The following is a 19,274-nucleotide window of genomic DNA, read 5'->3' as shown; positions in this document are numbered from 1 at the left end:
CGCGCCGATCGGCGCGGCAGCGGCGCGAGTCACGATCATACGAGGAGAGAATCCAATGAAAAAGGGAGCGACTGCCGGGCCTGTCCTGGCGCTGATGTTTTCCGCGTCCGCCTTTGGCCAAAGCGGCGTCACGCTGTACGGCGTGGTCGACGAAGGCATCAACTACACGAACAACGTCGGAGGAAACCGCCTGACCGAGCTGGCAAGCGGCTTTGCGCAAGGCAGCCGCTGGGGCCTGAAGGGGACGGAGGACCTGGGCGGCGGCCTCAAGGCGTTGTTCCAGCTCGAGAACGGCTTCAATGCGAGCAACGGCAGAGCGGCACAGGGCGGGCTGATGTTCGGTCGGCAAGCCTACGTCGGGCTTTCCGACCATCAATGGGGGAGCGTCACGCTCGGGCGCCAGTATGATTCGGTGATCGACTATCTCGCGCCGACGACCGTTGCCGGCAGTTGGGGGGGGACCATGTTCGGCCACCCCTACGATAACGACAACCTGATCTACTCGTTCCGCGTCAACAACACGGTCAAGTACACCAGTCCCTCGCTGGGCGGGTTCCAGTTCGGCGGCACCTACAGCTTCAGCAACGACACCAACTTTGCCAACAACCGCCAGTTCGGCGCGGGGATGCAGTACGCGAACGGCGGCTTGTTGCTGGCTGCGGCCTATCTCCAGGCGGACAACCCGTCGGCCACAGCGGAAGGTGCCATCAATAACGGCGGCGACCAGAACTTCCTTGCCAGGCGTTTGCGCATCTTCGGTGCCGGCATCAACTACACGTTTGGCGCGGCAACGGCCGGCTTCGCTTACACCAACTCGAACCTGACCGAACCGCTGTCCACGTCGTACATCTCCGGCTCCATCCTGCCGGCCAGCGGTACCTTGAACTCGCTCCGGTTCCAGAACCTGGAAGTGAACTTCAAGTATCAGTTCACCCCCGCCTTCTATGCGGGAGGGGCTTATACGCTCACCCTGGAAAACTTCAACGCGTCGTCGGGCGACGCCAAGCCGAAAGTCCATTCCTTCGGCCTGATGGCGGACTACAGCTTCTCGAAGCGCACGGACGTCTATATCCAGGGTGCCTACCAGCGTGTCGCCGGCGGCAAGACCGGCACCGCATTGGACATGGCTGACTTGCCGGGGGCGGCGAACGCTTCATCGACGTCGAGCCAGTTCCAGGTTCGCGCCGCGATTCGCCACAAGTTCTGAACGGATCTTGTCCTGAGGGCGCCACGAGTCGCGGCAGCGACTCGTGGCGGACGGCCCGGACAGGCCATCCCGTTTTTATCCGCGCCGGCGCGTCAGGAAGACCTGTCCGCCACAGCGGGATAAAGCTGGGTTTCGCCTGTTGCCTCCTCGGACGCCAGCGCTTCCAGGGCGACGCCGCGGGTCTCGATACCCAGCACCCACACCGCCAGTGCCGCCACGGCGAACGACAGCGCGCCGAGCGTGAACACGCCACCCTGTCCGAAGACCGGCAGCACCACGCCAACCACATAGGGCCCGATCAGCGAGCCGATTCGCCCGACTGCCGAGGCGAAACCCGACCCCGTCGCACGCGAGCCGGTGCCATACTGTTCCGGCGTGTAGGTGTACAGCACCGCCCACATGCCGAACAGGAAGAACTGCATCGCCAGGCCGGTGCCAACGAGCAGCGCGACACTGCCGCCGTAGAGCGCACTCTGGCCATACAGGTACGCCATCATGCCGCCGCCGAGCAGCGACGCGATGCAGGTGGGCTTGCGCCCCCAGCGCTCGACGAGCCACGCCGCGCACAGGAAGCCCGGCACGCCGCCGAGCGAGATCAGTACCGTGTAGTACACCGATTGCGTGACCGCAAAGCCGGCCTGCTGCAGTAGCGCGCCAAGCCAGGAGGTCAGTCCGTAGAAGCCGAGCAGCGCGAAGAACCACAGCAGCCAGACCATCGTGGTGCGGCGGCGGTAGGCGCCGCTCCAGATCTCGCGCAGCGCGCCGCGCCCGCGCACTGGCTCGGCCATTGGCTGCAGCGACGGTCGCGGCAGCATCGCGACACCGGCTGAACGCATCACCCTGGCCTCGATGCCACACATCACCGCGTCGGCCTCGGCGTGCCGGCCCGCATGCTCGAGCCAGCGCGGCGACTCCGGCACGATGCGGCGCACGATCAGCACGAATACGGCCGGGATCGCGAGCAGCGCGAACACGGCGCGCCAGCCGAACTGCGGCAGCACGAAGTAAGAGACAATCCCGGCGGTGATAAAGCCGAGCGGCCAGAAGCCGTCCATCAGTGCGATCAGGCGGCCGCGGTTCGCGGTGGGGACGAATTCGGACAACAGCGTCTGCGCGACCGGAAACTCCATGCCCATGCCGACCCCGAGCAGTACGCGCCAGACGATCAGCGCGTCGACGCTTTGCGCGGTCGAGCACAGGTACGACGCCACGCCCCACAGCACCATGCTCCACTGGAACACGGGCCGGCGTCCGAATCGGTCCGCGAGCAGGCCGGCGAGCGCCGCGCCCACCACCATCCCGAAGAAGCTTGCGCTGGCGACGACGCCGGTCATTGCGGTGGACAGCCCGAACTCCTGCTTGATCGAGCCCAGTATGAAGGTCATGGTGGCGAGATCGACCGAGTCGAAGAAAAATGCGATCGCGACGACGATGAAAATCAGCTTGTGGTAGCCGGAAAAGGGCAGGCGTTCGAGCCGGGCGGCGGCGTTCGAGCGCGTGGGTGAGGTGGTGGGCGTTGGCATGGCGTCCTTGAAAGAAATCGGGGCCTCTTAGCAGGTTGCTTGCAGGCCCCAACTTCAGTAGACGCGGTTATCGCCACATGCTCTGGAGCATAACCGCCGCCGGTCTGTGCAAATCCGCCATCGGCGGGCCAGCGTGGGGCGGTCCGCTCAGATCCGCCGGTGGACATGCGCTGCGTTCGCGATGCCGAGGCGGCGCCGGCGCTCCCCGATGTCGGCACCGTGCAAGCGCCTGTCGGGTTTTGGACATTCCGCACCGGTATCCCGGCATACGCTCGAAGACGCTGCCGCGCATGCCGCGCCGATCGGCGTGGCCGCGGCACGATTCAACCAGACATGGAGACAATGCGATGAGCAGCAACCGAGGTGTCGTATATCTTGGACCAGGCCAGGTCGAGGTTCAGAAGATCGACTATCCGAAAATGGTCGATCCCAGCGGCCGGGCCATTGGCCACGGCGTGATCCTCAAGGTCGTGAGCACGAACATCTGCGGGTCGGACCAGCACATGGTGCGCGGCCGCACGACCGCACCGACCGGCCTCGTGCTCGGTCACGAGATCACCGGCGAGGTCATCGAAATCGGCCGCGACGTCGAGACGCTGAAGCTTGGCGATCTGGTGTCGGTGCCGTTCAACGTCGCTTGCGGCCGCTGCGCGATGTGCAAGGAGCAACATACCGGCGTCTGCCTTAGCGTCAACCCGTCGCGTGCGGGTGGTGCGTATGGGTATGTCGACATGGGCGGCTGGATCGGCGGGCAGTCCGAGTACGTGATGGTGCCGTATGCCGACTTCAACCTGCTGAGATTCCCCAACCGCGACCAGGCGATGGCGAAGATCCGCGATCTCACCTGCCTGTCGGACATTCTGCCGACGGGCTATCACGGTGCCGTGACCGCGGGCGTGAAGCCCGGCTCGACCGTCTATATCGCCGGCGCGGGTCCGGTCGGCATGGCCGCCGCCGCTTCGGCGCGCCTGCTCGGCGCGGCCTGCACGATTGTCGGCGACATGAACCCGGCGCGTCTCGCGCACGCGAAGGCGATGGGCTTTGAAGTCGTCGATCTGTCGAAGGACGCCACGCTCGGCGAGCAGATCGCCGGGATTCTCGGCACGCCCGAGATCGACTGCGCGGTGGACTGCGTCGGCTTCGAGGCGCATGGCCACGGCTCGTCGGGCTATGTGGAGGAAGCGCCTGCCACGGTGCTCAACTCGCTGATGGAAATCACGCGGCCCGCCGGTGCGATCGGGATTCCGGGCCTGTACGTGACCGATGATCCGGGCGCCAAGGACGCCGCGGCCCAGCGCGGCAGCCTGAGCATCCGCTTCGGGCTCGGCTGGGCGAAGTCGCACTCGTTCCATACGGGGCAGACGCCGGTCCTGAAGTACAACCGCAACCTGATGCAGGCGATCCTGCACAATCGCTTGCCGATTGCGGAGATCGTCAATGTGACGGTCATCCCGCTTGAACAGGCGCCGGAAGGTTACAAGCAGTTCGATGGCGGCGCGCCACGCAAATTCGTCATTGATCCGCACGGGCTGCTGGCGGCCTGATCACCGGCGCAGAAGCCAGACGGGCGGCCGCTTTCCGGCCGCCCGTTTTGCCCTTGGGGCAATGTGGTGCACTGCCGCGCCATCAGGCGCTCACGCATGAAGCATTACTGAAGGGGACGCATGCCCAGACGACTTCGCCAGCGGCGCGCTCTGCGCCCTGCGTTCGCGCGTAGGCGCGACACCGAACTCGTCGCGGTAGCTCTTGCTGAAATGGCACGCGGACTGGAACCCACATGCCATCGTGATGTGCATGATCGACATATCCGTCTGCAGCAGCAGCTCGCGGGCACGGCGCAGGCGCAGCGTCAGGTAGTAGTGCGTCGGCGTCATGCCGAGATGGTCGCGGAACAGGCGCTGCAACTGCCGCTGCGACAGGTTGGCCAGCCGTGCCAGCTCTTCGCGCGACAGTGGCTCCTCGATGTTGTTCTCCATCAGCGAGACTACCTCGAACAGGGACTTCTTCGCCGAACCCAGTCGCGCGACCAACGGGATTTTCTGCTGCGCGCTCGTGTCGCGCACGTGCTCGACAATGAATTGCTCGGCGATCTGCGTGACGCGCGCGGTACCGACGCGCCGGGCGATCAGGTTCAGCATCATGTCCAGCGGCGCGACGCCCCCCGTGCACGTGACCCGGTCGCGGTCGATCACGAACAGTTCCTTCAGGAAGCGCGTATCGGGAAACTCCTCCTTGAGCGCTGACATGTTTTCCCAGTGGATCGCGCAGGCATAGCCGGCCAGCAGGCCGGATCTCGCCAGTGCGTACGTGCCGGTGCAGAGGCTCCCCAGCATGGTGCCCTCGCGCGCCGCGCGGCGCAGCGTGGACAGGTGCTCCGCGGTCGTCGAACGCTGCACGTCGATGCCGCCGCAAACGAACACGATGTCAGGACGCGCGATACTGTCTGCCCGCTCGGTGTCGAGCGCCAGGCCATTGCTCGCCGTCACCAGCCCGCCTTCCGGGCTGATGATGCTCCAGCGGTACAGCTCCTGGCCGCTCAGGTAATTCGCCATGCGCAGCACTTCGATCGCATTGGTGAACGCGATCATGGTGAAGTTGGGCAGCGGCATGAACGCGAAGTGGGATAACGACGCGGTGCGGTCGGTCGACATGGGGGCGTCCTTCAGATTTTTAAGGTGCATTTCCAGTCCTCGCGGGAAGCGGGGAAGGGCGAAGGCCTGGATGCTTTTTACTTATTGTTAAGTCAGCCGCAACAAGCATGCCATACGGCGAAACCCTAGCTCTTTAGTAGGGTGTTCCGCTGGAACCCAGCAACGTGGTCCTTGTTGCACCGCAATCGTGACGCCCCGCAACCACACTGCGTCCCCGGCACCATCGCGGTGCCCTCCTGCGCCACTTGCGCAAATCGGACGCGAATGGCGGAAATGGAAAAGAACGCGTCTGAATTCATCAATCGGCCAAAAACACCAACGACAAGAATAGAGCCGTTGGCAACGCCGCGCCGATCAGGCGAACAAGCCTGGCGCAGCGGGCCTCTCGCCCCCAGTCAGCCATTTCATCCCACACGGACCTTTATGTCGAACACCCAGTCTTTCTTCTCGCAGCCCCTGGCCGAGCGCGATGCGCTGGTTCGCGGCGCCCTTTCGAAGGAACTCGAGCGTCAGCAGTCGCAAGTCGAGCTGATCGCCTCGGAAAACATCGTGTCGCGTGCGGTGCTCGAAGCCCAAGGTTCGGTACTGACCAACAAGTACGCCGAAGGTTACCCGGGCAAGCGCTACTACGGCGGCTGCGAATTCGCGGACGAAGTCGAATCGCTCGCGATCGAGCGCGTGAAGCAGCTCTTCAACGCCGGCTTTGCCAACGTGCAGCCGCACTCCGGCGCCCAGGCGAACGGCTCGGTGATGCTCGCGCTGACGAAGCCCGGCGATACCGTGCTCGGCATGTCGCTCGACGCCGGCGGTCACCTGACCCATGGCGCCAGGCCGGCGCTGTCGGGCAAGTGGTTCAACGCCGTGCAGTATGGCGTGAACCGTGAATCGATGCTGATCGACTACGACCAGGTCGAAGCGCTCGCGAAGGCGCACAAGCCGAGCCTGATCATCGCCGGCTTCTCTGCGTATCCGCGCCAGCTCGACTTCGCCCGCTTCCGCGCGATCGCCGACAGCGTCGGCGCGAAGCTGATGGTCGACATGGCCCACATCGCCGGTGTGATCGCCGCGGGCCGGCATTCGAACCCGGTCGAGCATGCCCACGTCGTCACCTCGACCACGCACAAGACCCTGCGCGGTCCGCGCGGCGGCTTCGTGCTGACCAACGATGAAGACATCGCAAAGAAGATCAACTCCGCCGTGTTCCCCGGTCTGCAGGGCGGCCCGTTGATGCACGTGATCGCAGCCAAGGCGGTGGCGTTCGGCGAGGCGCTGACGTCGGACTTCAAAACCTACATCGACAACGTGCTCGCGAACGCGAAGGCGCTTGGCGAAGTGTTGAAGGAAGGTGGTGTCGACCTCGTCACCGGCGGCACCGACAACCACCTGCTGCTGGTCGATCTGCGCCCGAAGGGACTCAAGGGCACCCAGGTCGAGCAGGCACTCGAACGTGCCGGCATCACCTGCAACAAGAACGGCATCCCGTTCGACACCGAGAAGCCGACCATCACGTCCGGGATCCGGCTCGGCGCGCCCGCGGCCACCACGCGCGGCTTCGGCGTTGCGGAGTTCCGCGAGATCGGCCGCCTGATCCTCGAGGTGTTCGAAGCGCTGCGCGCAAATCCGGAGGGCGACGCCGCCACCGAGCAGCGCGTGCGCCACCAGATCTTCGCGCTGTGCGATCGCTTCCCGATCTACTGACCCGAACGAATAAAGGACTGGAGCCCCCCATGAGCCCGCTGCACCAGGACAGCATCATTATCGACGGCCTGAACATCTCCAAGTTCGAGCGGTCGGTGTTCGAAGACATGAAGAAGGGCGGCGTCACGGCCGCGAACTGTACGGTCTCGGTCTGGGACAATTTCACCAAGACCGTCGACAACATTGCGCTGATGAAGCAGGCGATTCGCGACAACAGCGAACTGCTGACACTCGTGCGCTCCACTGATGACATCCGCCGCGCAAAGCATGAGGGCAAGACCGGCGTGATCCTCGGCTTCCAGAATGCCCACGCGTTCGAGGACAACCTCGGCTATGTCGAAGCGTTCGCCGACATGGGCGTGCGCGTCGTGCAGCTCTGCTACAACACGCAGAACCTGGTGGGCACCGGATGCTACGAGCGCGACGGCGGGCTTTCGGATTTCGGCCGGGAGGTGATTACCGAGATGAACCGCGTCGGGATCATGGTCGATCTGTCGCACGTCGGGGGCAACACTTCGTCCGAGGCGATTGCGTTCTCGAAGAAGCCGGTCTGCTACTCCCACTGTCTGCCGTCCGGCCTCAAGGAACACCCGCGCAACAAGAGCGACGCACAGCTGAAGGAGATCGCCGATGCGGGCGGCTTCGTCGGCGTGACGATGTTCGCGCCGTTCCTCAAGCGCGGGATCGAGGCGACGGTCGAGGACTACATCGAGGCGATCGACTACGTGGTCAACCTGGTCGGCGAGGACGCGGTCGGCATCGGCACGGATTTCACGCAGGGCTACAGCACCGAGTTCTTCGACATGCTGACGCACGACAAGGGCCGCTATCGGCGCCTGACCAACTTCGGCAAGGTGATCAACCCCGAAGGGATCCGGACCATCGGCGAGTTTCCGAACCTGACTGCGGCGATGGAGCGAGCTGGCTGGAAGGCCTCTCGCATCCGCAAGATCATGGGCGAGAACTGGGTACGCGTGTTCAAGGAAGTGTGGGGCGCCTGATCCCCGCACCGCCAACTTTCAATCAAATCACCACCAACGGGACGGGCGCGCGCGATACGCGCGCGCTCGCGGGCGACGCCGCCTCTGCGCAACGATCCAGCGGCTTTCCTTTCCTCACGGAGTTACCACGATGCAACCGCAACTGCCAATCGACGTTGATCCCGAAACCGGTGTCTGGACCACCGACGCGCTGCCGATGCTTTACGTGCCGCGCCACTTCTTCACGAACAACCACGTCGCCGTCGAAGAGGCGCTCGGCCGCGAGGCGTACGAAGAGATCCTCTACAAGGCCGGCTACAAGTCCGCCTACCACTGGTGCGACAAGGAGGCACGGCTGCACGACATCCGCGGGATGGCCGTGTTCGAGCATTACCTGAAGCGGCTGTCGCAGCGCGGCTGGGGGCTGTTTTCGATCCTGCAAGCCGATCCGGCGACGGCGAGCGCGCGCATCGCGCTGCGCCACTCGTCATTCGTGCTCCAGCAGCCGGAAAAGAGCGGCAAGCTTTGCTACATGTTCGCCGGCTGGTTCGCCGGCGCAATGGACTGGGTCAACGACACCACTCCCGCCGGCAAGGGCGCTCCGCGCGCGCAGTCGAAGGAAGTGCAGTGCGCAGCCGAAGGGCACGATCACTGCGTGTTCGAAGTGTCGCCGATCGCGCGCTGACACCGAAGCACGTCCGCACTACGACAAATACGAGACACACAAACGCCAGAGGTCGTCCGCGATGCGTTATCCCCACTTGTTCAAACCTTTGCAGCTCAATCAGCTGACGCTCCGCAACCGGATCGTGAGCACGGCGCACGCGGAAGTGTATGCCGAGCCGGGCGGCCTGCCAGGTGACCGCTACATTCGCTATTACGAAGAGAAGGCAAAGGGCGGCGTCGGCCTGGCGATATGCGGCGGCTCGAGTCCCGTGTCGATCGACAGTCCCCAGGGCTGGTGGAAGTCGGTGAATCTCTCGACTGACAAGATCATCGATCCGCTGTCGCGGCTGGCCGAAACGATGCACCGGCACGGCGCCAGGATCATGATCCAGGCCACGCACATGGGACGTCGCTCGGCATTCCATGGCGAGCACTGGCCGCACCTGATGACGCCGTCCGGCGTGCGCGAGCCCGTGCACCGTGGCAACGCGAAGATCATCGAGGTCGAGGAGATCCGCCGCATCATCGCCGACTTTGCGGCAGCCGCGAAGCGCGTGAAGGACGCGGGCATGGACGGCATCGAGATCTCGGCCGCGCACCAGCACCTGATCGACCAGTTCTGGAGCCCGCGCACGAACTTCCGCACCGACGAGTGGGGCGGCAGCCTCGAGAACCGCATGCGCTTCGGCGTGGAGGTGCTCCAGGCGGTGCGTGAGGTGGTCGGCAAGGATTTCTGTGTTGGTCTGCGCATGTGCGGCGACGAATTCCATGAAGACGGTCTCGATCACGAACAACTGAAGGAGATCGCGCAGGCGATGTCCGAGTCGGGGCTCGTCGACTATATCGGCGTGGTCGGCTCCGGCGCCGATACGCACAACACGCTCGCAAACTGCATGCCGCCGATGGCGCTGCCGCCCGAGCCGTTCGTGCATCTGGCCGCGGGCATCAAGTCGGTGATCAAGGTGCCGTTGATGCATGCGCAGAGCATCCGCGACGCGGGCCAGGCGGAGCGCCTGCTCGCAAACGGCATGGTCGACCTTGTCGGCATGACGCGCGCCCAGATCGCCGATCCGCACATGGTCATCAAGATTCGCGACGGCCGCGAAGACGAGATCAAGCAATGCGTCGGCGCGAACTATTGCATCGACCGCCAGTACAACGGCCTCGACGTGCTGTGCGTGCAGAACGCCGCGACCTCGCGCGAGGCGACGATGCCGCACGTCATCGAGAAGTCGCGTGGCCCGAAGCGCAAGGTGGTCGTGGTCGGTGCCGGCCCGGCGGGGCTGGAAGCGGCGCGCGTCGCGCGTTCACGCGGCCACGACGTCGTGCTGTTCGAGAAGAGCACCGAAGTGGGCGGGCAGATCGTGCTCGCCGCCAAGGCACCGCAGCGCGAGCAGATGCAGGGCATCGTGCGCTGGTTCGACATGGAGACCAAGCGCCTCGGCGTCGACCGGCGCCTGGGCGTTGAAGCGGATGCGAAGATGATCATGGCGGAGAAGCCGGACATCATCGTGCTCGCGACGGGCGGCCGCGCATTCTCCGACCAGGTGCCAGGCTGGGCCGTCGCCGAGGGGCTCGCGGTCAGTTCGTGGGACGTGCTGGCCGGCCGCGTCGAGGCGAAGGAGAACGTGCTCGTCTACGACGGCGTGAGCACGCACGCCGGCGCGGGTGTCGCCGACTACCTGGCGAGCCGCGGCGCGAAGGTCGAGATCGTGACGCCGGACGTCAAGGTTGCCGACGACTGCGGCGGCACCACCTTCCCGATCTTCTATCGCCGCCTGTACGCGCAGGGCGTGATCCATACGCCGAACTACTGGCTCGATCGCGTCTACGAGGAAGGCGGCAAGAAGATCGCGGTGCTGCGCAACGAGTACACGGAAGAACTTGAGGAACGCGCGGTCGACCAGGTCGTGATCGAGAACGGCTCGACCCCGAACGACGCGCTCTACTGGAAGCTCAAGCCGGAATCGCTCAATCGCGGCCAGGTCGACGTGCACAAGCTGTTTGCGTCGGAGCCGCAGCCGTGCCTGTCGGAGACGCTCGGCAACGGCCGCTTCCTGTTGTTCCGCGTCGGCGACTGCATCTCGATGCACAACATCCACGGCGCGATCTATGACGCGCTGCGGCTCGTGAAGGATTTCTGACGATGAACCCGTCCCTCCTGATTACCGTTCTGCTGTGGCTGTCGGTGGCGGGGCTCGCATTCGCGGTCGTGAAGCGCGCGTCGTACTGGCGGCTCGGCCGGGCGACCGCGCCCGGATCGTTCGGCATTGCGAACCTGTTGGCCATCCCGAAGCGCTATTTCGTCGACCTGCACCACGTGGTCGCCCGCGATCCGTACATTGCCAGGACGCACGTTGCCACGGCCGGCGGTGCGATTGGCGCGCTGGCGCTCGTGTTCGTCAATTACGGTCTGGCGATCTACTCGCCTTGGCTCGACAAGGCGATTTTCGCCGCGGCGCTCGCGATGCTAATTGGCGCGGTGTTCGTCTGGCGCCGCCGGCGCGCCAAGGACGTACCCGCGCGCCTGTCGAAGGGGCCATGGAACACGCTGCCGTGGCTGCTTGGTTCGTTTGCGCTCGGTCTCGTGTTGTTCGTGGCCGTGCCGGCTGACGTCATGTCGGGTGCGTTCGCGGTAGCCTGCGCGCTGCTGATCGGCGCCGGCGCGTTCGCGATGACGTTCGGCGCGGCGAAAGGCGGGCCGATGAAGCACGCGATCGCTGGCCTCATGCATCTCGCGTTCCATCCGCGTCAGGAACGGTTTGCCGGCAAGTCTGACTCGTACACCGGCGACGGCACGGCCACGCCGCCGACCGCGCTCAAGCTGCCCGAGATCGAAAAGCAGGAATACGGCGTCGCCAGGCCCGTCCAGTTCCGCTGGAACCAGCTGCTGAGCTTTGACGCCTGCGTGCAGTGCGGCAAGTGCGAGGCCGCGTGTCCCGCGTTCGCCTCGGGCCAGCCGCTCAATCCGAAGAAACTGATCCAGGATCTCGTGGTCGGCATGGCGGGCGGCAGCGATGCCGCGTACGCTGGCAGCCCGACGCCGGGCCTTCCTGTCGGCCGCCATTGCGGCGAGCCGAATGGCCCGATCGTGTCGGGACTGATCGAAGCGCACACACTGTGGTCGTGCACCACCTGCCGGGCCTGCGTGCAGGAATGCCCGATGCTGATCGAGCATGTCGATGCGATCGTCGACATGCGCCGCAACCAGACGCTCGTGCATGGCATCGTGCCCGGCAAAGGGGCCGAAGTGCTCGCGAACCTGCGCGAGACCGGCACGATGGGCGGCTACGACACCGCGGCGCGCTATGACTGGTCGGTCGACCTCAATGCGCCGGTCGCGCAGCGGGGCAAGGCCGTAGACGTGCTGATCGTTGCCGGCGAGGGGGCATTCGACATGCGCTATCAGCGCACGCTGCGGGCCTTCGTGAAGGTACTGAACAAGGCTGGCGTCGATTATGCGGTGCTCGGCGGCGTGGAAACGGACACCGGCGACGTGGCCCGCCGTCTCGGCGACGAGGCGACGTTCCAGCAGATGGCGAAGCGCCTGATCGGCACGCTCGGCACGTTGTCCTTCGGGCAGATCGTGACGGCGGACCCGCACGTCATGCACAGCCTGCGCAACGAGTATCGCGCCCTGGGCTTGCGCGTCACGGTCAAGCATCACACCAGCTATCTCGCCGAACTGGCCGACAGCGGGCGTATCGCGCCGCAGGCGGTGGAGGCGCTGCGCGAGAAGGTCACCACCTATCACGATCCGTGCTATCTCGGCCGCTACAACGGCGAGACCGAGGCGCCGCGCAAGCTGCTGAAGACGATCGGCATCAAGGTGGTCGAGATGGAGCGCCATGGCATGCGCGGCCGCTGTTGCGGCGGCGGGGGCGGCGCGCCGCTGACCGATATCCCGGGCAAGCAGCGCATCCCGGATATTCGCATCGCCGATGCGCGTGCCGTGGGCGCGGAAGTGGTCGCGGTCGGGTGCCCGAACTGCACGGCAATGCTCGAAGGTGTCGTCGGCCCGCGGCCGGACGTGCTGGATGTGGCCGAACTCGTTGCGGCCTCGCTGGAGTGACCTGATGAACAAGATCCCACGTATCGATCCGCGTCGTCCGTTCGTGATCACGGCGGCGGGCCTGAGAAGGATCACGCTCGGCGAAACCGGCAGCGCGGATCCAAACGCCCCCCACTGGTCCGCGCACGGCCACGGCGGGACGGCGACAAGGCCGCGCCGCGCGGTCAGCGATGCGCAGCACGTGCTGCTCGTCGCCGCGCACAGCGAGCGCGGCGCGCTGGACGACCATGCGTGCCAGGCGCTCGCCGCGGCGGCGCTGCTTGCCGATGCGCAGACCGAGGTCGCGCTGCTGGTGTTCGGCGAGCTGAAGGACGACGCGGCGGCTCTCGGCGCCGACAAGGTCATCGCGCTGCCCGGGTTCGATCGCCGCGCCTTTGCGCCCGATGCCGAGCTGCAGGCGCTGCTGGCCTGCGCGGCCGCGCTGTCGCCGAAGCAGGTTTTCCTGCCCGATAACGCGACCGGCGATGGCGATCTCGGCCGCCGCTACGCGGCCGCAACCGGTGCGAGCGTCGCGACGCACGTGGTCGAGCTCGACGCGCGCCACGTCGGCACCTACGCACAGGCGAAACGCGCCTTTGCGACGCGCTCGCTGCCCGACGTGATCCTGCTCGCACCCGGTGCGGTCGACACGAAGCTGCCGTTCACCGGCGCGGGCCAGTCGCTGTCCGGCGACTTCCTGCTGGGGATCGGCGACGGCGCCCAGCCGTACCGCGACCTGGGCCTCGATGAGATCGATGCCGCCCAGGTCGCGCTCGAGGAGGCGGACTTCATCGTGTCCGCCGGCAATGGCGTCGCCGATATCGGTGCGTTCGAACAGCTTGCCGGCGTGTTCGGCGCAGCAATCGCCGCGAGCCGCGTCGCCGTCGACAACGGCCATTTCACGCGCGACAAGCAGGTCGGCGCGACCGGCAAGACGGTCGAGGCGAGTGTCTATATCGCATTTGGCATCTCCGGCGCGGTGCAGCATCTGCAGGGCATCAAGGACTGCCGTCACGTGATCGCCGTCAATCTGGACGGCAGCGCGCCCATTGCCAAGCGCGCGAACCTGACCATCGTCGGGGACGCGAAGGAGACGATCGCGGCGCTGATTGAAGCGGTGCAGGCCGCACGCCGCACGAACGGAAGGGCGCCGGCAGCGGCCAGCGTCCGCGAACCGCTGGGAGCCGCAGCATGAACGCCCACCAACAAATCCGGCGGATCGCGGTGCTCGTTTCGGTTGGCCGTCATCCGGTCAGCGGGGCAACGCGCTACAGCCGCAACGACGCCGCGGCGCTCGCGATCGGCCTCGCGCTGGCGGACAAGCATCGCGCGCAGCTCGCGGTGCTGCACGCTGGCGACGCCGCGGAGCCGGCACTCGCCGGGTACCTGGCGCTCGGGGCACGCGAAGTCGAAGTGCTTGCCTGTGGGGCCGGGGATGATGCCGGGCGCACATTGGCCGCGCGTGTGAAGGACTACGACCTCGTTCTGACCGGCACCCGGGCGGAAGGCGCATACGACACCGGGATGCTGCCGTACCACGTTGCGGCGGCGCTCGGCCGCCCGCTGGTCGGGGCGGCCGTCGATGTGGACATCGCGGACGGGCGCGTCACCGTCCGGCAGTTCCTGCCGAAGGGCCTGCGCCGGCGCGTCGAGGCGGTGCTGCCGACCGTGGTGGCCGTCCATTCGCTCGCCAATGCGCAGCCGCGCTATGCGTACGCACGGCTGCGTGCGGGCGCGATCCGGACGGCGCCCGCGGCGCGGTTCGAAGATGCCGGCGCCGCCGCATGGACGCTCGGCGCCCCCGAGCGCAAGCCAGTCAGGCTGGCCGCTGCCGAGCAGCGCTCCGGGCATGCCCGGATGCTGTCGGCGACGACGACCGAGAGCCGCGGCGGAAACGTCGTAAACGGTGGGACTTCGGTCGAAAAAGCACAAGTCATCCTTGCGTACTTACGCGAGCATCAACTCATTGACTACTGATGTTGCCGATCCATCGGCAAACAAACCAGGAATGCAGGGAATCCGGAGCCAGACGATGAAAGTATCGGCAGACATTGGTGCGCTGGTCGAACGGCGCAAGCAAGGCTACAGCCTCGAGGCACCCTTCTATCAGAGCGAGGAGATTTTCGCGCTCGATATGGAAGCGATCTTCCGCAAGCACTGGATCCAGGTGGCGGTCGAGCCAGACGTGCCCGAGCCGGGCGACTACATAACCATCGAGCTCGGCCACGACTCGATCCTGGTCGTGCGCGACGACGACATGCAGGTGCGCGCTTTCCATAACGTGTGCCGCCACCGCGGCGCGCGCCTGTGCAACGAGGACAAGGGCACGGTCGGCAACATCGTCTGCCCGTACCACAGTTGGACCTACAACCTGAACGGCGACCTCATGTTCGCCGAGCACATGGGCGAGAAGTTCGACCGGTGCAAGCACAGCCTGAAATCCGTGCACGTGCAGAACCTCGCGGGCCTGATCTTCGTCTGCCTGGCGGACGAGCCTCCCGCCGACTTCGCGGCGATGCGCGCCGCGATGGAGCCCTATTTGCTGCCGCACGACCTGCCCAACACGAAGATTGCCGCGCAGATCGACATCATCGAGAAGGGCAACTGGAAGCTCACGATGGAGAACAACCGCGAGTGTTATCACTGCGTGGCGAACCATCCCGAGCTGACCATTTCGCTGTACGAGTACGGGTTCGGCTATCAGCAGTCGCCGGCCAACGCCGAGGGCATGGAAGCGTTCGAGAAGACTTGCATTGCGCGCGCGGCGCAGTGGGAGGCGCTGAACCTGCCGTCAGCCGAGATCGAGCGCCTGCTCGAGACAACCGGCTACCGTACGCAGCGCCTGCCGCTCGACCGCAGCGGCGAGTCGCAGACGCTCGACGCGAAGGTCGCCTCGAAGAAGCTGCTCGGCAAATTCGAGCAGGCCGACCTGGGCGGGCTCTCGTTCTGGACGCAGCCGAACTCATGGCATCACTTCATGAGCGACCACATCGTCACGTTCTCGGTGATTCCGCTGTCGGCCGGCGAAACGCTCGTGCGCACGAAATGGCTCGTCCACAAGGATGCGCAGGAAGGCGTCGACTACGACGTGGAGAACCTCACGGCGGTGTGGAACGCGACCAATGACCAGGACCGCGTGCTGGTCGAGTACTCGCAGCGCGGCGCGGCAAGCAGCGCGTACGAGCCCGGCCCCTACTCGCCGTTCACCGAAGGCCTCGTCGAGAAGTTCTCGGCCTGGTATATCCGCCGGCTTGCCGAGCACGTCGGCGCATAGGCGAAGGCAAAGGAAGCGGAGATGGAGATGATGCGCGATGCAGTCCAATTCGAGCCAGCCGACAGCCGGGTGACGCGCCCGGCGTTCTGGAATGCGCTCCCGCAGCGCTGGACGAGCGACGTCGAGGAGACGCTTGTGTGCTGCCACGTGCGGCAGGAAACGCACGACGTGAAGAGCTTCTTCTTCCATTCGCCGGAGGGCCGCGCGTTCGTGTTCGAGCCGGGGCAGTTCATCACGCTCGAGCTCGAGATCGAGGGCGACACGATCAACAGGTGCTACACGGTTTCGTCGTCGCCCGCGCGGCCGCATACGCTCTCGATCACGGTCAAGCGGGTGCCGGGCGGCAAGGTGTCGAACTGGCTGCACGACAACCTGCGGCCGGGCACGCCGATCCGGGTGCTGGGCCCGGCCGGCGAGTTCACCTGCGCGCGGCATCCGGCGCGCAAGTACCTGTTCCTGTCCGCGGGCTCGGGCATCACGCCGCTGATGTCGATGAGCCGGGCACACCACGATCTCGGCGAGGATCGCGACATCATGTTCGTGCACAGCGCGCGGACGCCGGACGACATCATCTTCGCCCGCGAGCTCGACCTGATCGCATCGAACCACGCGAACTTCCGCACCGCCTTTGTCTGCGAGCGGGTTGGGGCGCGTACCAGCTGGCCAGGCGTGACGGGGTTCCTGTCGCTCCCGCTCCTGAAGCTGATCGCGCCGGATTTCATGGAGCGCGAGATCTTCACGTGCGGGCCGGCGCCGTACATGAAGGCGGTGCGCGACCTCCTCGAAGAAGCCGGCTTTGATCGCAGGCGCTACCACGAGGAAAGTTTCTCGTTCGAGACGTTGACGGCCGAGGGAGCGGCCCACGCGACTGTTGCGGACACCGCGCCGGCAACCAACGGTAATGCGGACATGGCGCAGTTCAGCGTCAGCTTCGCGAAGAGCCGGCGCGAGATCGCCTGCGGGTCGGGCCAGCATGTGCTTGATGCCGCGCGGCAGTCGGGCGTACGGCTGCCAGCGTCCTGCACGCAGGGGATGTGCGGGACCTGCAAGGTCAAGCTCGTGTCCGGCCAGGTCGAAATGAAACACAACGGCGGCATCCGCCAGCGCGAGATTGACCAGGGGATGGTGTTGTTGTGCTGCAGCAAGCCGCTGTCGGATCTCGTCATCGACAAGTAGGGCAGTAGCGCCTGCCACGCGGCTGATGGCCAACGAGGACCGTCGCGCCGCATTCTCGACGATTCTAAGTACACGGGGCGGTTCCGCTCCGGCCAATGGAGGTATGCCATGAAGCTTCTTTCCAAGCTGTTGTTTACCGGCGCGGCGTCGGTGATGTTGACATGGAGCGCGTTCGCGCTGGGGGATACCAGACCGACCCTGAAGATAGGCTACGTCGAGGGTTGGGATGACAGCGTCGCGACGACCAACGTCGCCGCACGCATCATCGAGAAGAAGCTGGGGTACCCGGTCCAGCTCGTGCCGCTTGCAGCGGGCGTCATGTGGCAGGGCGTCGCGCGGGGCGATCTCGATGCGACGCTGTCCGCCTGGCTGCCGGTTACGCAGGGCGCGTACTGGGACCAGTTCAAGACCAAGGTGGTCAATCTTGGTCCGAACTTTACCGAGGCAAGAATCGGCCTGATCGTTCCGGCATCCGTGAGCGCGAAGAGCATCGATGATCTGAACGCCCAGAAGACGGCATTCGAAGGCCGCATCGTCGGCATCGATGCGGGCGCGGGCGTGATGCGCAAGGCCTCCGACGCCATCAAGAGCTATGGACTCAGCTATTCGCTGATGCCGAGTTCGGGCAGTGCGATGACTGCCGAGCTGGCGCGCGCGATGAACGCGAACAAGCCCGTGATCGTGACGGGTTGGGCGCCGCACTGGATGTTCGCCAAGTGGAAGCTGCGCTTCCTCGACGATCCGAAGAAAGTGTTCGGTGAATCCGAGCACGTCGACAACATCGTGAACCCGGGTCTCGAGGCGAAGGCGAAGCCGGTCGTGGCATTCCTGAAGAAATTCCAGTGGAAGCCAGGCGAGATCGATAGCGTGATGCTGGCGATCCAGGGCGGCACGAAGCCCGACGCGGCCGCCGATGCATGGATCTCCGCGAATGCCGAGCGCGTGAATGCGTGGCTCGAGAGCGAGCGCTAATTCCTCAAACGACCGCAGGGAACCATGAGCCGGCCACGGTCGCGATGCGATCGTGGCCGTTGTGCGTTGGACCTACGCAAACACGACGGTCCGGTCTCCGTTCAGGAACACCCGTCGCTCGATGAACGCCTTGACGGCGCGCGCGAGCGTGATGCATTCGACGTCGCGCCCGACCGCGAGCAGTTGCTCCGGCCGGTACGAATGATCGACGCGCTCGACGGCCTGCTCGATGATCGGGCCTTCGTCGAGATCGTCGGTGACGAAATGCGCCGTCGCGCCGATCAGCTTTACGCCGCGCGCATGCGCCTGGTGATACGGCTTCGCACCCTTGAAGCCGGGCAGGAAGGAGTGGTGGATGTTGATCGCGCGATTGGCGAGTTTCCCACTGGTCTCGGGCGACAGCACTTGCATGTAGCGTGCAAGGATGACAAGTTCCGCGCCGCTCGACTCGAACAGGTCGAGCCACTGCGCTTCCTGTTTCGCCTTCGTCTCAGGCGTGATCGGGAAGTGCCGGAACGGGAGATCATGCTGCCGGGCGAGCGGCTCCAGGTCGGGATGGTTAGACGCGATCCCGACGATGTCCATCTTCAGCTCGCCCATGCGCCAGCGGAACAGCAGATCCGCGAGGCAATGCTCGAGCTTCGACACCATGATCAGTACCTTCGGGCGTGCGAGCGCGTCGTGGATCGCCCATTGCATGCCGAAGCCGTCCGCTATCGGCATGAACTCATGCCGCAACACGTCGATGCCAAGCGCTTGTGCGGGAGTCGGATGGAATACACAGCGCAGGAAGAAGCGGTTGCTCAGGTCGTCATCGAAGACGGTCAGTTCGTCGATGTAGCAGCGGTGGCGCTCTAGCAGGCCCACGACCGCGGCCACCTGGCCGGGCGCGCTCGGGCACGACAGCGTAAGCACGAATGGTTGGGGGCGGGGCAGGGTGTCCATTGGATTCCTTTGTTGGAGTGGTGTGGCCGGCGGTCCGCGTGGTGCGCTCGCGCGTGCCATGCGCGAAGTAAAGCAGGATGGGTGGCAGGCTGGATAGAACCGAAGCGCCGCGTGGCTGGTATCGGCGCGCC

15 protein-coding genes are annotated in these 19,274 nt (G+C 65.5%); 12 read left to right on the top strand and 3 right to left on the bottom strand.

Annotated elements, in window-relative coordinates:
• The first annotated feature begins 55 nt into the window (after positions 1-55).
• A complete protein-coding gene (locus tag CBM2586_RS26670) occupies positions 56-1,207 on the top strand; it encodes a porin (RefSeq protein ID WP_115666307.1) in 1,152 nt (383 codons plus the stop codon).
• A 92-nt stretch (positions 1,208-1,299) separates the two neighbouring features.
• On the opposite strand, the gene CBM2586_RS26665 is transcribed toward CBM2586_RS26670, so the two are convergent.
• Positions 1,300-2,730 (bottom strand): MFS transporter, encoded by a 1,431-nt coding sequence (locus CBM2586_RS26665; RefSeq protein WP_115666308.1) that lies wholly within the window; start codon positions 2,728-2,730, stop codon positions 1,300-1,302.
• A 347-nt stretch (positions 2,731-3,077) separates the two neighbouring features.
• Between CBM2586_RS26665 and fdhA the strand changes: the two genes are divergently transcribed.
• Positions 3,078-4,274: a formaldehyde dehydrogenase, glutathione-independent gene (gene fdhA / locus CBM2586_RS26660; RefSeq protein WP_115666309.1), complete on the top strand. Its 1,197-nt coding sequence runs from the start codon at positions 3,078-3,080 to the stop codon at positions 4,272-4,274.
• A gap of 90 nt (positions 4,275-4,364) precedes the next feature.
• Here fdhA and CBM2586_RS26655 read toward each other — a convergent pair whose 3' ends face one another.
• Entirely contained in the window at positions 4,365-5,381 is a 1,017-nt protein-coding gene (locus CBM2586_RS26655; RefSeq protein WP_115690829.1) for a GlxA family transcriptional regulator, read from the bottom strand.
• Positions 5,382-5,804: 423 nt separating this feature from the next.
• Here CBM2586_RS26655 and CBM2586_RS26650 point away from each other — a divergent pair, with 423 nt between their 5' ends.
• The 10 genes from CBM2586_RS26650 to CBM2586_RS26605 all read left to right on the top strand — a co-directional run bounded on the left by CBM2586_RS26650 (position 5,805) and on the right by CBM2586_RS26605 (position 18,198).
• Positions 5,805-7,079: a serine hydroxymethyltransferase gene (locus CBM2586_RS26650; RefSeq protein ID WP_115690827.1), complete on the top strand. Its 1,275-nt coding sequence runs from the start codon at positions 5,805-5,807 to the stop codon at positions 7,077-7,079.
• 29 nt (positions 7,080-7,108) lie between these two features.
• Positions 7,109-8,080, top strand: a complete 972-nt coding sequence (locus tag CBM2586_RS26645; RefSeq protein WP_115690825.1) for a dipeptidase — start codon at positions 7,109-7,111, stop codon at positions 8,078-8,080.
• Between the two features lie 130 nt (positions 8,081-8,210).
• Positions 8,211-8,744, top strand: a complete 534-nt coding sequence (locus tag CBM2586_RS26640) for a DUF5943 domain-containing protein (protein WP_115690823.1) — start codon at positions 8,211-8,213, stop codon at positions 8,742-8,744.
• A gap of 61 nt (positions 8,745-8,805) precedes the next feature.
• Positions 8,806-10,869, top strand: a complete 2,064-nt coding sequence (locus CBM2586_RS26635; RefSeq protein WP_115690821.1) for an NADH:flavin oxidoreductase — start codon at positions 8,806-8,808, stop codon at positions 10,867-10,869.
• 2 nt (positions 10,870-10,871) lie between these two features.
• On the top strand, positions 10,872-12,797 hold the full coding sequence (locus CBM2586_RS26630; protein ID WP_115690819.1) for a (Fe-S)-binding protein: 1,926 nt from the start codon (positions 10,872-10,874) through the stop codon (positions 12,795-12,797).
• Between the two features lie 4 nt (positions 12,798-12,801).
• On the top strand, positions 12,802-13,971 hold the full coding sequence (locus tag CBM2586_RS26625; protein WP_115690817.1) for an electron transfer flavoprotein subunit alpha/FixB family protein: 1,170 nt from the start codon (positions 12,802-12,804) through the stop codon (positions 13,969-13,971).
• The gene (locus CBM2586_RS26620; protein ID WP_115690815.1) at positions 13,968-14,753 is read left to right on the top strand and encodes an electron transfer flavoprotein subunit beta/FixA family protein; all 786 of its coding nucleotides are present in this window, start codon (positions 13,968-13,970) and stop codon (positions 14,751-14,753) included. The genes CBM2586_RS26625 and CBM2586_RS26620 overlap by 4 nt, the downstream gene beginning before the upstream one ends.
• 55 nt (positions 14,754-14,808) lie before the next feature.
• Positions 14,809-16,050 (top strand): aromatic ring-hydroxylating oxygenase subunit alpha, encoded by a 1,242-nt coding sequence (locus CBM2586_RS26615; protein ID WP_115666318.1) that lies wholly within the window; start codon positions 14,809-14,811, stop codon positions 16,048-16,050.
• Between the two features lie 27 nt (positions 16,051-16,077).
• The gene (locus CBM2586_RS26610) at positions 16,078-17,226 is read left to right on the top strand and encodes a hybrid-cluster NAD(P)-dependent oxidoreductase (RefSeq protein WP_115691500.1); all 1,149 of its coding nucleotides are present in this window, start codon (positions 16,078-16,080) and stop codon (positions 17,224-17,226) included.
• A gap of 108 nt (positions 17,227-17,334) precedes the next feature.
• A complete protein-coding gene (locus CBM2586_RS26605; RefSeq protein WP_115690813.1) occupies positions 17,335-18,198 on the top strand; it encodes a glycine betaine ABC transporter substrate-binding protein in 864 nt (287 codons plus the stop codon).
• A 72-nt stretch (positions 18,199-18,270) separates the two neighbouring features.
• On the opposite strand, the gene purU is transcribed toward CBM2586_RS26605, so the two are convergent.
• Positions 18,271-19,143: a formyltetrahydrofolate deformylase gene (gene purU / locus CBM2586_RS26600; protein ID WP_115666320.1), complete on the bottom strand. Its 873-nt coding sequence runs from the start codon at positions 19,141-19,143 to the stop codon at positions 18,271-18,273.
• Positions 19,144-19,274 lie beyond the last annotated feature (131 nt).

The organism is Cupriavidus taiwanensis, assembly GCF_900250115.1.
Lineage (GTDB): Bacteria > Pseudomonadota > Gammaproteobacteria > Burkholderiales > Burkholderiaceae > Cupriavidus > Cupriavidus taiwanensis_B.
Note: the sequence above shows the minus strand (reverse complement) of the source record. Positions and strands in the feature narration are given on the sequence as shown.